Source organism: Chryseobacterium sp. AC405b, assembly GCF_979258685.1.
This window is the reverse complement of the sequence record NZ_OZ409877.1, coordinates 2,926,639-2,943,283: the sequence shown is the minus strand read 5'-3', so window position 1 is coordinate 2,943,283 and position 16,645 is coordinate 2,926,639. Positions and strand designations below refer to the sequence as shown.

Here is a 16,645-nt window from a genome sequence, read left to right as displayed (position 1 = left end):
GAATGCTTACATCTAAAGTAGCTAAAAGATACGCACAAGGTTTGCTGGATTTCACAAACGAATCCGGACAGACTGCTGCTGTATTTTCTGAGATGAAAGATGTTAAGAAAGTGATGTCTGAATCTGAGGATTTAAACAAATTTTTCAAGACACCTTACATTGATGCAAAAAAGAAAGAGGACGTTGCAAAAGAGATTTTCAAAGGTTTTTCACCGGTTTCTCAGAATTTGATTACTTTAGTGATCAGACAGGGTCGTGAAAATCAATTGAAAAATATTGCTCAGGAATTCATCAATAAGGTTGAAGATATCAATGGAGTACAGAGAATTACTCTTACTACAGCGACTCAGCTTTCTAAAGAAAATATTGATCAGATTTTAAAATCTACTGATTTAGTAAAAGCAGGTTCAAACTTTGACTTAAATCTTACCATCAATCCTGATATTTTAGGAGGATATATTTTAAGAGTAGGTGACCAGCAGATCGATGCATCTGTAAAGTCTAAACTGAATAATATCAAAAAAGATTTTCATTTAAATTAAGAAAAAAACAACCATATAATGGCAGAAATAAATCCGGCAGAAGTATCTGCGATCTTAAAACAACAGTTGGCCAACTTCGACACTCAATCAAATGTTGAGGAAGTAGGTACCGTTTTGACCATCGGTGATGGTATTGCTCGTGTATACGGGTTAGAAAATGTACAGTACGGTGAGTTGGTAAAATTTGCTAGCGATGTAGAAGGTATCGTACTAAACTTAGAAGAAGACAACGTAGGGGTGGCTCTTTTAGGTGAAAGTAAATTGGTAAGAGAAGGAGATACAGTAAGAAGAACAAACAGAATCTCTTCTATCAAAGTAGGAGAAGGAATGTTGGGTAGAGTAGTTGATACTCTAGGTAACCCAATCGACGGTAAAGGACCTATCGACGGTGAATTGTACGAGATGCCATTGGAAAGAAAAGCTCCTGGTGTTATCTACAGACAGCCGGTAACTGAGCCTTTACAGACAGGTATCGTTGCGATTGACTCTATGATTCCTGTAGGAAGAGGTCAGAGAGAATTAATCATTGGTGACAGACAAACAGGTAAAACTACTGTTGCTATTGATACAATCATCAACCAAAAAGAATTTTTTGATGCTGGTCATCCAGTATATTGTATATATGTTGCAATCGGACAGAAAGCTTCTACAGTAGCTCAAATTGTTAAAACTCTTGCTGATAAAGGAGCTTTAGCATATACTGTAATCGTTGCTGCGAATGCTTCAGATCCGGTTCCAATGCAGGTTTATTCTGCAATGGCAGGTGCTTCTATCGGTGAGTTCTTCAGAGATACTGGTAGACCTGCACTAATCATTTATGATGATTTGTCTAAACAAGCAGTAGCTTACCGTGAGCTTTCTCTACTTTTGAGAAGACCACCGGGACGTGAGGCTTACCCTGGAGATGTTTTTTATCTTCACTCAAGATTATTGGAAAGAGCTGCAAAAGTAATCGCTGATGATACAATTGCAAGTCAAATGAATGATTTACCAGAGTCTTTAAGACCAATCGTAAAAGGTGGAGGTTCATTAACTGCACTTCCAATTATTGAAACTCAGGCGGGTGACGTTTCTGCATATATCCCGACAAACGTAATCTCTATTACAGACGGACAGATTTTCTTGGAAACAGACTTGTTCAACTCAGGGGTTCGTCCTGCAATCAACGTAGGGATCTCGGTATCCAGAGTTGGAGGTAATGCTCAGATTAAATCTATGAAGAAAGTTTCTGGTACTCTTAAATTAGACCAGGCTCAGTATAAAGAATTAGAAGCGTTTGCTAAATTCGGTTCAGACCTTGATGCTTCTACTTTGGCGGTGATCTCTAAAGGTGAAAGAAACGTGGAGTTATTGAAGCAGCCGGTAAATTCACCACTTCCTGTAGATACTCAGGTTGCGATGATTTATGCAGGTACAGAGAATTTGATGAGAAACGTTCCTGTTAAAAAAGTAAAAGAATTCCAGATTGAATATATCGCTTTCCTAAGATCTAAGCATCCTGAAACGATGGCTGCTATTAAAGCCGGGAAAATCGATAACGATATCACAGGTGTTCTTAAGCAGGCTGCTAATGATTTAGCTTCTAAATATAATTAATATTTGGTTTTTAGTGTTAAGTGTTTAGTTTTAAAATTTTCTAAAGCTAAACACTAAACGCTAAACACTAAAAACTGTTACAAAATGGCAAACTTAAAAGAAATACGAGGAAGAATCAGTTCAATTTCATCTACGATGCAAATCACACGTGCTATGAAAATGGTTTCGGCAGCGAAACTAAAAAAAGCACAGGACGCCATCGTAATGTTAAGACCGTATTCTGAAAAATTGCAGGAAATTATCCAGAATGTAAATTCTAGCTCAGATCCTGATCAGGTTTCTATTTATGCTCAAAAAAGAGAAGTTAAAAGAGTGCTTTTCATCGCTGTAACTTCAAACAGAGGTTTGGCAGGTGCTTTTAACTCAAATATTGTGAAAGAAGTGAATATTCAGTTTCAAAACAATGCTCAATACGAAATTGAAGTTCTTACCATTGGTAAAAAAGCATATGATGCTGTGAGAAGAGGACGAACTGTTTTTTCTAATGAAAGCAATGTCTTTGACAAATTAAGTTTTGATGTAGTTTCAAATGTTACAGAATCTGTGATGAGTAGTTTCAGAGAAGGTAAATTTGATGAAGTGTATGTAATTTACAATAAATTCATCAATGCTGCTACGCAAGAAGTGATGACAGAGAAAGTTCTTCCGATTTCTATGGTAGAAACAGAAACAGCTTCTACAGAAACAGCTTCTACAGAAACTCAAACAGAAACAGATTATATTTTTGAACCGGACAGAGCAGAGATTTTAGATAATTTGATTCCAAAATCAATCAAAACTCAGGTTTTCAAAGCAGTGTTAGATTCTGTAGCTTCAGAACACGGAGCCAGAATGACAGCCATGCACAAAGCAACAGACAATGCACAGGAGCTAAAGAATGACTTGGTTATTTTCTACAACAAAGCAAGACAGGCAGCTATTACAAACGAGATCTTAGAAATCGTTTCAGGAGCAGAAGCTTTGAAAAATTCGTAACAAATTATTCAAAAAATATTAAAGCATCGATATCTTCGGTGCTTTTTTTGTTAGTATTATTTTGTATATCTTTGTATAATAAATTATAATTTCTAAATGGACTCTGACATAGTCAGGCTTTTACTAGCCTTATTTCTTGTTTTATTAAATGGCTTTTTCGTGGCCGCAGAATTTTCAATCGTTAAAGTTCGTTATTCTCAAATCCAGATCAAAGCTGCCGAAGGCGATTCGATGGCAAAACAAGCTGAGCACATCATCAAGCATCTTGATGAGTATCTCTCTGCAACACAGTTGGGGATTACATTGGCATCTCTGGCGTTAGGTTGGGTTGGTGAAAGTGCAATGCATCATGTGATAGACAATTTGTTTCACTCTCTGAATATAAATTTTGCTGAATCTACAGTTACAACAATTTCTATTGTCATCAGTTTCTTGATTATTACGGTAATGCACATTGTTTTTGGTGAATTGATTCCAAAATCTATCGCAATCAGAAAAGCTGAAGCTACAACAATGGCTACAGCAGTTCCTTTAAGAGTCTTTTATACAGTTTTCAAACCATTTATATGGTTGATGAATTTGATGTCAAACGGAGTTTTAAGATTAATGAAAATTCATCCTGCTTCCGAACAGGAAATTCACTCTACAGAAGAACTTCAGCTTTTGGTAAAACAAAGTGCCGATAGCGGAGAAATTGAAGAAGAAAACTACGAAATTATTAAAAATGCATTTGATTTTACAGATCACTCTGCAAAACAAATCATGGTTCCGAGACAGAATATTACGTCGATAGATTTTGCGGATGATTTAAATGAAATCATCAATAAGATCATGGATAGCGGATATTCAAGAATTCCGGTATATGAAAACTCAATCGATAATATTATTGGAGTATTTTACACCAAAGAAATTATCCGGGAATTCGTTAAAAGAAAAGGAGTTCTCAGTCATGAAGACTTGAATGAATTGATGAGAGAATCTTTCTTTGTGGTCGGAAGCAAGAAAATTTCAGATCTTTTGAAGATTTTCCAGCAAAAAAAACAACATTTAGCGATCGTTATTGATGAATTTGGGGGAACTGAAGGAATTATTACACTAGAAGATATTTTAGAGGAGTTGGTAGGTGAGATTCAGGATGAAGAAGATGATGAAGAAAAATTAGTTGACAAAGTGGGACCAAACACTTTTTGGGTAAAAGCTACGCAACCTTTGGATGAAATTAACGAATCTTTGCCTAAGAAACTGACTGTTTCTGAAGAAAGTGAATACAATACCTTAGCAGGCTTTATTTTGCACGCTTTAGAAGATATTCCTGAAGAAAATGAGGAATTTGATTTGGAAAATTATCATTTCAAAATCTTAAAAATGAATAACAAGAGTGTTGAAATGGTAGAATTGATTTATATTGAACCTAACAATATCGTTGATGATATTTTAGACAAATTAGGAGAAGATTAAAATTTTAATACAATGATTTTTTATAATACCATAAAAGATTACGAAGATCCAAAACGTCAGTACGAAGAAGAAGTTCTGGTTTTGGATGAGACCGATGAAGTGTACAAATTGATTTTGCACAACGATGATATCCATACTTTTGATGATGTGATAGAAGCATTAATAGAAATTTGCAAACATGATCTCATACAAGCCGAGCAGTGCACAATGCTTGTTCATTACAAAGGCAAATGCACGGTAAAAACAGGATCAATGGATGTTTTGAAACCTATGCATGAGAAATTAATTTCAAGAAGCTTAACAAGCGAAATCGTATAATAAAAACTCCGGCAATTTTGTCGGAGTTTTTATTGAATCTAAACTCAATTCTAAATTCTTATTTCTGACATCTCATTTCATCTAAAATAGTATATTTGTACAAACTATATAGAATGCTTGTAATAGGAATTGCGGGAGGAACAGGATCCGGCAAAACTACGGTTGTTGATAAAATCATTCAGCAGCTTGACATTGAAGGGATGAATATTTTATCTCAGGACAATTATTATCACGATAATCACAATCTTACACTGACAGAAAGGGAAGCGTTGAATTACGATCATCCTAAGTCAATAGATTTTGAACTTATGCTGAAACACGTAAAAGCATTAAAAAACAATGAAGCGATTGATCAGCCTGTTTACAGTTTTGTAACCCATTCCAGAACGGGTGATCATGTTATAGTTGAACCAAAAAATGTATTGGTGGTAGAAGGAATTTTGGTTTTAACGAATAAAGAACTGATAAAAGAATTTGATTTAAAAGTCTTTGTGCACGCAGATTCAGATGAAAGACTGATCAGAAGAATCAGAAGAGATACCCAGGAAAGAGGAAGAGATCTGAACGAGGTTTTGCACCGTTATCAGACAACTTTGAAGCCGATGCATCAGGAATTCATCGAACCCTCAAAAAATGAAGCCGATTTGATTATTCCAAATATGAGACAGAATTCTGTGGCAATAGATTTTCTAACGACTGTTATTAAAAATTCACTGAGAAAACACTAGAAAAATGGCCGAAAAAGAATTAATTAAAGAAATTCAACCCAAATCGGAAACAATCAAATTTCTTCAGAAATATGTTTTGAATAAATATGTGATTGCGATATGTCTTTTTCTGGTCTGGATGGTATTCTTCGACAAGACTTCGTTTTTGGTAATCAACGAACTCAACGGGGAAATTAATAAATACGAAGAGCAACTCGATTATTATAAAACAGAATATGAAAAGAATGATAAATTCTACAAAAAACTGATGAATAATAAATCTGAGAAAGAGAAATACGCCAGAGAAAATTATTTCATGAAAAAACCTAATGAAGAAATTTTCATCTTAGTCGTAGACAGCACCAATATCGCCAAGAAATAATATCAAAGTGATTGTGAATAATCATTTAGCCTTGCTGTCAATTTTAAAATAATCTGCGAATCACAATTACTCATTATCTATTACTTATTACCTATGTCAAAAGATACATTTGAAAACTGGGAAAATCTTGTTAAAAAACAACTCAAAACTGAAGATATCTACACCATTCTGAAAAAAGAAAATTTAGAAGGAATTGATGTAAAACCTTTTTATAATTCTGTTGCAAAACCATTGGTCAATCTTCCGAAAGTGGAAGAAAATACACATTTGGTAGCAACGTATCACGAAACTTTAGAAGATGATGTTTTTGCATTTCTACTAAATGAGAATGTTGAAAATCTGGTAGAAAAAACTATTTTTATCAACAACAAAGCTTTGGCAGAACATATCAGTCCAGAAGATAACGACCAGTATTTTTCGCTGATTGATGTTTTTGATGAAAACAATGCGGCGATTGATGATCAGTTGGTGAAAGAATTATTAGCTAAAAATTTCAAAAGATCTATTGGTGTTGATGTTTCAATTCATCAGAACGGTGGTGCTTCTATCGTTCAGCAATTAGGTATTGCTTTGTCAAAAACAAAAGAATTGGTGGAAGTGTATGGAGAAGAAATTCTAGAAAAAATTCTATTCAGATTAGCTGTTGGAGGAAATTATTTCTTTGAAATGGCAAAAATCCGTGCTTTTAAATTGGTTTTTAATCAACTTTCAAAAGAGTATAATTTAGATGATATCCCATACATATTTGCGGAAACTTCTTCGAGAAATAAATCTGTTTCAGATAGTGAAAATAATTTGATCCGTTCTACTTTAGAATTGGCTTCGGCTATGATTGGTGGTGCAGATGCTGTTTTTAGTACCAATTATCAAATAGGAAATAACACCGAAAATTCTGAAGAAATTTCATTCAAGCAACAGATTGTTCTTGCTTACGAAAGTATCATCAACGTGTTCGAAGATGCATCAAACGGAAGTTATTATATTGAAGACATCACACAGCAAATCGCAGAAAAATCATGGCAGTTCTTTTTAGAAATAGAAGCAAACGGCGGTTATCTGGAATCTTTAAAGCAAGGAATTCTTCAGAAGAAAATCTATGATCAAGCTATTAACGAGCAAAAATGGGTTGAAGAAGGAAAAATAAAGTTGATTGGAGTCAATTTATATCCAAAATTGAATGTTAAAAAATCTGTAGAAGAGCTTTATGATGTAAAAGAAATTAAAGCGGTTCGTTGGGCTGAAATGTTTGAGTAAGCTTCATCCGCAGATTTGATGATTTTATTCTTTAAATTTTAAAAATAAAATGAAAGAAAAACTAGTTGATTTGTTTAAATATACCCATCATTTCAATAATGAAATGATAAAAATTATTTCAGAAAATATTTCAAAAGTTGACGATAAAATAATCAGTTTAATCAATCATACTTTAAACGCTCAACAAGTTTGGAATTCGAGGATTTTAAATGAAGAATCTTTTCAGGTCTGGCAAATTAATTTGTTTGAAAAATTAGAAGAAATAAACAATCGAAATTTTCAAACAAGTATTCAAATTATTGAAAACTCAGATTTTGACCAAAGAATTGAATATCAAAATTCAAAAGGAACCAAGTTTGAAAATACTATTTTCGAAATACTATTTCAGGCAATCAACCATTCAACATATCACCGCGGGCAAATTAATTCCCTCTTAAAGCAAAATGGAATTGAACCTGTTTTAACAGATTATATTTTCTACAAAAGGTAAGTCTGTGAAAATTCCAATTTTAAACAAAGAGATTCAAAATTATATCAATGCAAATCTACATTCAGATCTGCATACTTTATTATTAAAAAAATCACCCTTTCCTGAAGTTTCTATGCAAGAGATTGTTCAGCAAATTAAAGGCAAACAAGTCGCACAGAAAAAGTTTCCGTTTCTATTAAAAGAAGGAATTATTTTCCCGCCACAGCTCAGTTTAGAGCAATCTTCATCAGAAAAAACAGCCGTTTATAAATCTGAACTTTTAAAAGGAAAGAAATTTATTGATCTGACGAGCGGTTTTGGAATTGATGCATACTATCTTTCCAAACATTTTGATGAAGTTATTTTGGTCGAACAAAATCCTGAACTTTTACAAATCGTAGAACATAACTGGAATATTTTAAATAAAAAAACGCAATTTATCAATCAGAAACTTGAAGATTTTCTTCTTGACAACAAAGAAAATTTTGATGTCATTTACCTTGATCCTGCGCGAAGGGACAATCAGAAAAATAAAGTTTTTTTATTAGAAGATCTCTCGCCCAATATTCTTGATATTCAGGATACACTGCTTTCTATTTCTCAACAAGTGGTAATCAAACTTTCACCTTTGATTGATTTGAAATATCTCGTTTCAGTGCTGAAAAACATTTCCAGAATTGATATTATTGCTGTGAAAAATGATGTGAAAGAAATTGTTGTTTCACTTTTTTATGAAAACTCAGAAGCTATTCACTGTCATTGCGTTAATCTTGAAAGTGAAGAATCAGAATTCCAATTTCAATTCGGAGGTGAAGAAAATGCTAATGCAGAATATTCTGAACCGGAAAAATTTATTTATATTCCCAATAATACCGTTTTAAAAGCCGGAATTTTTAATTTAATTTCAGAAAAATTAAGTCTTAAAAAATTACATCCGAATACACATATTTACACCTCAGATATTAGAATGGAAAATTTTCCGGGAAGAATTTTTGAGATGGAAGTTGTTGAAGGTAAGCAAATTAAAAAGAAAAGCCAGTTTAACATTATTTCAAAAAATTATCCTTTGAAACCAGAGGAAATTAAGAAAAAATATGGTCTGAAAGATGGCGGAAACGACTATGTTATTTTTACACAATCCAAAAAAGGAAAATTAATATTAAAATCAGTCTGAAAATGTTGCCGAAAAATGCAATATTTCTTACTTTTGGGCAATCAAAAATTTAGAAATGAAAAAACTAATTATATGTTTAGCAATTGCTACGGTAGCAGTAAGCTGTAAAAAAATTCAGGCTGGAGGAAATAAAGCGACTTTGAAGTTGGAAGAAGGGGTAGAAAGATATTCTGACGACGAGCAAACAAGCGGGCGTGAAGAAGATCTTGCTGATAAGCATACTGATGCTGCTCATGAAGAACATAAAGTTGATACTCTAAAAACTGACAGTACGAGAGCTCAAAAGTCTCCGGAGGTTACCACTTCAAGATTAGAAAAACCTTCTGTTGAACAACACTAATTATCTCTTAAAAAATATAATAATCCTGCACTTGTGTGGGATTTTTTTGTTTTAAATGATCCTCACAGATAAAACCTTGTTTTTGTTTGTTCAGACAGCCCAATTTTTTTAAATTTATCAAAATTAAATAGACAATGCAAGAGACTTTAAATTACATCAACGAAAATAAACAGCGTTTCGTGGATGAATTGTTTGAATTATTAAGAATAGCTTCAATTTCTGCCGATCCGGCTTATAAAAGCGAAGTTTTATTATGTGCAGACAAAGTAGCAGAACATCTTAAAAATGCAGGTGCAGATGAAGTTGAAGTTTGCCAGACAAAAGGCTATCCCATCGTTTTCGGAGAAAAAATCATAAATAAAGATTTACCCACAATTTTAGTGTACGGTCATTATGATGTACAGCCGCCGGATCCTTTAGAATTATGGAGAAAGCCGCCTTTCGAACCTTGTATCGAGAAAACCGAAATTCATCCGGATGGAGCAATTTTTGCAAGAGGTTCTGCAGATGACAAAGGACAGTTTTTTATGCAGATCAAAGCATTTGAGGCGATGATGCATACTAATACATTGCCTTGTAATATTAAATTTATTTTTGAAGGTGAGGAAGAAATTGGTTCCGTAAGTTTAGGTGATTGGGTAAAAGAAAATACTGATAAACTGGCTTGTGACTGTATTTTGATTTCTGACACCCATATTTACAGTAATGAACAACCTACTGTGACTACGGGTTTAAGAGGTTTAAGTTATGTAGAAGTTGAAGTAGAGGGACCAAACAGAGATTTGCATTCAGGATTGTATGGTGGAGCTGTTCCAAATCCTATTCATGTGCTTTCCAGAATGATTGCTAAATTGATTGATGAGGACGGACAAATCACCATTGATGGTTTTTATGACAATGTAGAAGATGTTTCAGATGAAGAAAGAACTGAAATGAATAAGTTGAAAGATAATCCTGAAGAATTCAAAAAATCAATAGGTTTAAACGGAGTAGAAGGTGAAGCAGGTTACACCACTTTAGAAAGAACTTCCATTCGCCCAACCTTAGATTGTAACGGGATTTGGGGTGGTTATACAGGTGAAGGTGCAAAAACAGTAATTCCTTCTAAAGCCTTTGCGAAAATTTCTATGCGTTTGGTTCCTTACCAGACTCCCAATGAGATTACAGAAAAGTTTACCAAATATTTCGAAAAAATAGCTCCGGATAACGTTAAGGTAAAAGTAACTCCCCATCACGGCGGTATGCCTTATGTTTTACCAAGTGATACAAAAGAATTTTTAGCTGCAAAAAAAGCCATGGAAACTGCTTTTGGAAAAGAAGTTTTACCATACAGAAGTGGGGGAAGCATTCCTATCACCTCAATGTTTGAGCAGGTTCTGGGAGCAAAATCAGTATTAATGGGCTTTGGGCTTGATTCTGATGCAATACATTCACCTAATGAACATTACGGATTATTCAATTTCTACAAAGGAATTGAAAGTATACCTTTATTCTTTGAAAACTATTCAAAATAACAAATATGAGTCCTTAAGAATTTTTTCTTAAGGATTTGTTAATTTTAACACTTTATTTTTCATAGATGTCTCTTAAAGTTATTATATTTACCAAAAATAATTAAATTTAAAAATATGAAAAAAATTCTATCTTCTTTATTGTTGACTTCTGCAACAATGATGATGTTCGGGCAAGTTTTAGTAAGTGAAAATTTCAGTACACTTACTTCTGGTAATTTAGCAACTGATGTTACAGGTGTTACAGCAGGTCAAAGTGGTTATAAGATTTTTAATGGAACACCAGCAGACTTTCAGGTTACAACAATTGATGCTGCACATTCAAATTCTTTACAAATTACAAGTGGGAGCGGATTTAGCTCAACTGCAAACACATTTAATCGTTTTGCGTTTAAAGATATAACACCTGTTACCGCTAGTACTGGAAATAATATATTGAAGGGGTCTGTTGAAATTTATACAGGTCCAGCTACTGGTGCTGGTAGAATTTCTGCGGATTTGTATGACGCAACCAATGGTATTGTTGGAATAGGATATGATTATGCAACAAAAAAGATTGTTGGTAAAGCAAGATTAACATTAATTTCTACAGGTGTTACTTCTTATTTTACAATTACGTTAACTCAATTAAATACTTATCCTGCAAATACATGGGTATCAGTATCATTCACTTATAACAAAACGACAGGTGCATATACTTGGTATACTCCCGAAGGAGCATTTACTTTTACAAATACATTATATAGTCTATCTCCGGGGCTAGATCCTGTAGAGTATGATTTTGTATCTTCAACTTTGACTGGAAATACAGTAGCTAATCAGGCATCGGTAGATAACTTTAATTTAATATATACTAATGCTGCGACATTAGGAACGCAGGACACTAAAATAGTCGGAAATGTAGGGATAGCTGTTTATCCCAACCCAACATCAGACATCCTAAACATTAAAACAGACTCTAAAATCACCGCAGTTTCTGTTGTAGATATGACGGGTAGAAAAGTAAATGTAAAATTAGAAGGGAATCAAGTTGATGTAAGAGAACTTCCTGTAGGAAACTATTTAATCAATATTGAAACTAAAGATGGTATTTCTACTGAGAAATTCATTAAGAAATAAATACTGACAAATCTTAGTATATTTAAAACGCTCCAATTGGGGCGTTTTTGTTATTTTAGAGAAAAAAAATTATAGTATTATGATTGAAAATAAAGTCGCATATATTACAGGCGGAACCAAAGGAATAGGTTTCGGTATCGCTGAAATTTTATTAAAAAATGGAATTTCAGTTGCATTTTCAGGAAGAAATGAAGATGATGTAAAAAAAACTGAAACTGAATTACAAAAGTTTTCTCAAAATGTTTTAGGGCTAGTTTCTGATGTCAGAAATTTGGGAAACGAAGAGAAAGTAGTTCAAGATATTATTGAGAAATTCGGAAGGCTAGATTTTGTGATTGCTAATGCAGGTTTAGGGATTTTTAAGCCTGTGGACGAACTTACTACAGAAGAATGGAATTCTATGATTGAAACCAATCTTACAGGTGTTTTCCATACTTTAAAAGCTACAGTCAGTGAATTGAAAAAAAGCGAAGGTTATTACATCACCATTTCAAGTTTAGCAGGAGCCAATTTCTTTGAAAACGGAACGGGTTACAATGCTTCTAAATTTGGCGTATTAGGCTTTACACAGGCAGCTATGATTGATTTAAGGAAGTATAATATCAAATCAACAGTAATAATGCCGGGCTCGGTGGCTACAAATTTCAACGGAAATACGCCTTCGGAAAAAGATGAATGGAAAATTCAACCGGAAGATATGGGGAATTTAGTGCTTGATATTTTAAAAATGAATCCAAGGGTTTTACCAAGTAAGATTGAGTTTAGGGCTTCAAAACCAAAATCTTAAAACATATAATGCGCTGAATAATAATTATATAAGTATTATGCATGCATAATATATTTTTTATTTATATTTACAAAACTTAACAAACAAAATTTCTTCGGCAATATTTTCAGCTTAAGAAATATATACGGACATATAAAAGCTGAAAGCTTATGTCTCTCAAATAAAATAATTTAAACAACATATGAAAATATTAGTTTGCATTAGTAGTGTTCCTGATACTACTTCTAAAATTAACTTTACAGCAGATAAATCTGCTTTCGACAAAAACGGAATTCAATGGGTGATCAATCCCCTGGATGAATTTGCACTTACAAAAGCGATTAAATTGCAAGAATCTCAAGGTGCAACAGTAACCGTGATGAATGTAGGTGATGCTATTACAGAGCCTGTTATCAGAAAAGCTTTGGCAATTGGAGCGAATGACGCAGTAAGAGTAAATCTTGATCCTAAAGACAGCTATTCTACAGCAAAAGAAATTGCTTCTGTAGCTCAGAATGGTGGTTATGACTTAATTCTTTGTGGTAAAGAATCTATTGATTACAACGGTGGTTCTGTTCCGGGAATGGTTGCTCAGTTATTGAATCAGCCTTTCGTGAATGCCTCTGTTGGTTTAGATGTTAATGGAAGTGAGGCTACGGCTGTAAGAGAAATTGAAGGTGGTAAAGAAACTATTTCAGTTAAATTGCCTGCAGTAATCGCAGGACAAAAAGGGTTAGTAGACGAGAAAGATTTGATCATCCCAAACATGAGAGGGATTATGTCTGCAAGAACAAAACCTTTGCAGGTTATTGAGCCTACTTCGTCTGAAGTGAAAGTACAGGGAGTTTCTTATGACAGTGTTCCGCCAAGAGCAGCAGTGAAAATAGTTTCTGCAGATAATTTGGATGAGTTGGTAAGACTTCTTCACGAGGAGGCAAAGGTTATCTAATCTTTATAATCATTAAATTTTTTAATCTTTAAAGTTATTTTAAAATGGCAGTATTCGTATACGCAGAAAATATAAACGGAGTTTACAAAAAAGCAGCTTTTGAAGCAGTTTCGTATGCTAAAGCGGTTGCAGACCAAGCGGGAGAAACCGTTACGGCAATCTCTGTAAACCCTACAGATTCTTCAGATTTATTGTATAAATATGGAGCGACAAATGTAATCAACATCAAAGACGAAGGTCTTAAGAATTTCTCGGCAAAAGCATATGCACAGGCTGTAAATGAAATTGCAGACGGAAATATTCTTGTTTTTCCTCATACTACAGATGCTTCTTCAGTAGCTCCAATGTTGGCTGTAATGAAGAATTTTTCTTTAATTACAAACGTTTTGGAAGCACCGGAAAGCCAGTCTCCATTTCAGGTAAAAAGAAAAGCTTTCTCAGGAAAAGGATTTATGCATGCAAAAGCAGAAGGTACCGGAGTAATTCTTACCGTGTCTCAAAATGCTTTCGGTGTTAAAGAAAATACCGTTTCTGGTTCTGAAGAAGTGAAAAATCTTTCAGTGGTTAATGAAGATACTAAAGTGATTTCTCATGAGCAAAGTTCAGGAAAACTAGACCTTAAAGAAGCTGAAGTAGTAGTTTCTGCAGGTAGAGGAATGAAAGGTCCGGAAAACTGGGGAATGGTAGAAGAATTGGCAAATGTTTTAGGCGCTGCTACTGCTTGTTCTAAGCCTGTTTCTGACATCGGATGGAGATCACACTCAGAACACGTTGGGCAGACTGGTAAAGCTATTTCACCAAATTTATATATTGCAATCGGTATTTCCGGGGCAATTCAGCATTTGGCTGGAGTCAATTCTTCTAAGACTATTGTTGTAATTAATAATGATGCTGAAGCTCCGTTCTTCAAATCAGCTGATTACGGTGTAGTAGGAGATGCTTTCCAAATTATTCCTGCATTAACAGAGAAAATTAAAGCAATTAAGGGATAAAAGAGTGAATTGTGAATAGTCAATTTGCTACGCTGCTTGTCAATTTAAATAAATTAATTCACTTGCGAAGCAAAATTCACTATTGCCCTTTCACAAGCATAAACAATATAGATAAAAGCTCGGCTTCCGGGCTTTTATTTTTTGTCTAAAAATTAAAACCTACAATAAAAAATTAATTTATATTTGTAGCCATGGATTATAAGCAACTAATCATTCGCGGAATATCGTATAGCCAGACCCAATCGGGAGCGTACGCTTTGTTATTAGAACATGAAGAAACAAACGTTAAATTGCCCGTAGTTATAGGGAATTTTGAAGCACAATCCATTTCGTTAGGCTTAGAAAAAGACATACATCCGCCGCGTCCTCTTACGCACGATTTATTTACTAAATTTATAGTTTCTGCCAATTTTGAATTGATATCAGTGATCATTTATCAGATCGTTGACGGCGTATTTTTTTCAAACATCAATTTTAAAAACTCGGCAACTGAAGAAGAGTTGATATTAGATGCAAGAACTTCTGATGCCGTTGCAATGGCAGTACGATTTGATGCACCTATTTTTACAACCCAGCAGGTATTAAATGAAGCCGGGATTTTACTTGAGCTGGATGATACTTCAAAAGAAGAAGATGTTTTTTCCGAAACTATTGGAGGAGAAGAAGAAGACGATTTGAAGAATGTTTCTATGGAAGAACTGCAGAAATTGTTGGAGGATGCTGTAAAAGAAGAAGATTTTGATACCGCTCTGGAAATTCAGGAAGAGATCAAAAGAAGAAAAAAGAAAATTGATTAAGAAATTTTTACATAAAAGATGAATTTAAAATTACGATTGACCATCCTTAGCTTTCTGCAGTTTTTCGTTTGGGGAGCCTGGCTTATTACATTTGCCAATTATTGGTTCGGAACAATGCATTGGGGAGTAGATCAGTTCGGCATTGTTTTCATGACGTTAGGAATTGCTTCCATCATCATGCCTGCAATTACAGGGATCATTGCTGACCGATGGATGAATGCAGAAAAACTATACGGAATTTTACATTTAGGATATGCTATTTCCTTGGTGTGCCTACCTTTGGTAGATAATCCCACCACCTTTTTTTGGGTGATGCTGGTTGCAATGCTATTTTATATGCCTACCATTTCGCTATCCAACTCTATTGCGTATTATGTTTTGAAAAATAATAATTTCGATGTGGTAAAAGTTTTCCCACCCATAAGAGTTTGGGGGACTTTAGGCTTCATTGCTGCTATGTGGATTACAAATTTGACAGACAATAAGGCATCCGCAAACCAATTTTATATTGCAGCAGCTTTTGCGGTAGTTCTGGCAATTTATTCTTTCACATTACCTGCCTGTAAACCTCAGAGTCTTATTCCTAAAGATGCACCTCTTTCTGAAAAATTAGGATTGAATGCTTTTAAACTTTTCGGTAATTATAAATTGGCTTTATTCTTTGTATTTTCTATGTTTTTGGGTGCTGCATTACAGTTAACCAATATGTATGGAGATGTTTTTTTATCAGATTTTGGTAAAAATCCGGCGTATGCAGATAGTTTTGTTGTGAAAAGATCTACGCTCATTATGTCGATCTCCCAGTTTTCTGAGACTGCATTTATTTTGGCTATTCCGTTTTTCCTAAAAAAATTCGGTATTAAGAAAGTAATGTTGATTTCTATGTTTGCATGGGTTTTACGTTTTGCATTCTTTGCTTATGGTGATCCTTATGGATTTGGATTAGGTTTGATTATTCTTTCGTGCATTGTTTACGGAATGGCATTCGATTTTTTCAATGTTTCAGGTTCACTTTTTGTAGAGACTACTACAGATTATAAGATTCGTTCTTCTGCACAGGGTCTGTTTATGATGATGACCAATGGTTTTGGTGCTATTGTAGGCAGTTTCGGAAGTGGCTGGATTATTTCAAAATTTTTCACTTTAGAAAACGGTGATAAAATGTGGCAGGAAATATGGTTGCTTTTCGCCGTTTATGCATTAATCATTACCATTTTATTTGCAATTTTCTTCAAACATAAGCATGATCCAAATGAAATAGCTACCGTTAATCATTAATTTTATTTGTATTTTTAA

Annotated in this window: 18 protein-coding genes; all 18 read left to right on the top strand. The window is 34.0% G+C overall.

Translation table 11 applies throughout. The features are described from left to right. The first annotated feature begins 2 nt into the window (after positions 1-2). A complete protein-coding gene (gene atpH, locus ACZZZA_RS14125) occupies positions 3-542 on the top strand; it encodes an ATP synthase F1 subunit delta (protein ID WP_463432798.1) in 540 nt (179 codons plus the stop codon). An 18-nt stretch (positions 543-560) separates the two neighbouring features. After that, positions 561-2,138, top strand: a complete 1,578-nt coding sequence (atpA, locus tag ACZZZA_RS14120; RefSeq protein WP_463432796.1) for a F0F1 ATP synthase subunit alpha — start codon at positions 561-563, stop codon at positions 2,136-2,138. Between the two features lie 84 nt (positions 2,139-2,222). Beyond that, positions 2,223-3,113, top strand: coding sequence for an ATP synthase F1 subunit gamma (gene atpG / locus ACZZZA_RS14115; protein WP_463432794.1), 891 nt, complete (start codon positions 2,223-2,225; stop codon positions 3,111-3,113). A gap of 96 nt (positions 3,114-3,209) precedes the next feature. After that, entirely contained in the window at positions 3,210-4,571 is a 1,362-nt protein-coding gene (locus ACZZZA_RS14110) for a hemolysin family protein (RefSeq protein ID WP_463432792.1), read from the top strand. 12 nt (positions 4,572-4,583) lie between these two features. Beyond that, positions 4,584-4,889, top strand: coding sequence for an ATP-dependent Clp protease adaptor ClpS (locus tag ACZZZA_RS14105; RefSeq protein ID WP_463432790.1), 306 nt, complete (start codon positions 4,584-4,586; stop codon positions 4,887-4,889). A 113-nt stretch (positions 4,890-5,002) separates the two neighbouring features. Then, positions 5,003-5,617 carry a uridine kinase gene (gene udk, locus ACZZZA_RS14100; protein ID WP_463432788.1) on the top strand — a complete coding sequence of 205 codons (615 nt, stop codon included), beginning with the start codon at positions 5,003-5,005 and terminating at the stop codon, positions 5,615-5,617. A gap of 4 nt (positions 5,618-5,621) precedes the next feature. Beyond that, a complete protein-coding gene (locus ACZZZA_RS14095; protein ID WP_463432786.1) occupies positions 5,622-5,978 on the top strand; it encodes an FtsB family cell division protein in 357 nt (118 codons plus the stop codon). Between the two features lie 93 nt (positions 5,979-6,071). Then, on the top strand, positions 6,072-7,232 hold the full coding sequence (locus ACZZZA_RS14090; RefSeq protein ID WP_463432784.1) for a methylmalonyl-CoA mutase family protein: 1,161 nt from the start codon (positions 6,072-6,074) through the stop codon (positions 7,230-7,232). 49 nt (positions 7,233-7,281) lie between these two features. Then, the gene (locus ACZZZA_RS14085; RefSeq protein WP_463432782.1) at positions 7,282-7,722 is read left to right on the top strand and encodes a DinB family protein; all 441 of its coding nucleotides are present in this window, start codon (positions 7,282-7,284) and stop codon (positions 7,720-7,722) included. A 4-nt stretch (positions 7,723-7,726) separates the two neighbouring features. Next, positions 7,727-8,875: a class I SAM-dependent methyltransferase gene (locus ACZZZA_RS14080; protein ID WP_463432780.1), complete on the top strand. Its 1,149-nt coding sequence runs from the start codon at positions 7,727-7,729 to the stop codon at positions 8,873-8,875. Positions 8,876-8,930: 55 nt separating this feature from the next. Next, positions 8,931-9,215, top strand: coding sequence for a hypothetical protein (locus ACZZZA_RS14075; protein ID WP_463432778.1), 285 nt, complete (start codon positions 8,931-8,933; stop codon positions 9,213-9,215). A gap of 134 nt (positions 9,216-9,349) precedes the next feature. After that, positions 9,350-10,729, top strand: coding sequence for a dipeptidase (locus ACZZZA_RS14070; RefSeq protein WP_463432776.1), 1,380 nt, complete (start codon positions 9,350-9,352; stop codon positions 10,727-10,729). A 114-nt stretch (positions 10,730-10,843) separates the two neighbouring features. Further along, positions 10,844-11,845 (top strand): T9SS type A sorting domain-containing protein, encoded by a 1,002-nt coding sequence (locus tag ACZZZA_RS14065; protein WP_463432774.1) that lies wholly within the window; start codon positions 10,844-10,846, stop codon positions 11,843-11,845. A 79-nt stretch (positions 11,846-11,924) separates the two neighbouring features. Next, entirely contained in the window at positions 11,925-12,632 is a 708-nt protein-coding gene (locus ACZZZA_RS14060; protein ID WP_463432772.1) for an SDR family oxidoreductase, read from the top strand. Between the two features lie 181 nt (positions 12,633-12,813). Further along, positions 12,814-13,560, top strand: coding sequence for an electron transfer flavoprotein subunit beta/FixA family protein (locus ACZZZA_RS14055; RefSeq protein ID WP_463432770.1), 747 nt, complete (start codon positions 12,814-12,816; stop codon positions 13,558-13,560). Positions 13,561-13,604: 44 nt separating this feature from the next. After that, positions 13,605-14,552, top strand: a complete 948-nt coding sequence (locus ACZZZA_RS14050) for an electron transfer flavoprotein subunit alpha/FixB family protein (protein WP_463432768.1) — start codon at positions 13,605-13,607, stop codon at positions 14,550-14,552. A 191-nt stretch (positions 14,553-14,743) separates the two neighbouring features. After that, positions 14,744-15,349, top strand: a complete 606-nt coding sequence (locus ACZZZA_RS14045; RefSeq protein WP_463432766.1) for a bifunctional nuclease family protein — start codon at positions 14,744-14,746, stop codon at positions 15,347-15,349. 18 nt (positions 15,350-15,367) lie between these two features. After that, the gene (locus ACZZZA_RS14040; RefSeq protein WP_463432764.1) at positions 15,368-16,627 is read left to right on the top strand and encodes a nucleoside permease; all 1,260 of its coding nucleotides are present in this window, start codon (positions 15,368-15,370) and stop codon (positions 16,625-16,627) included. Positions 16,628-16,645: the final 18 nt, after the last annotated feature.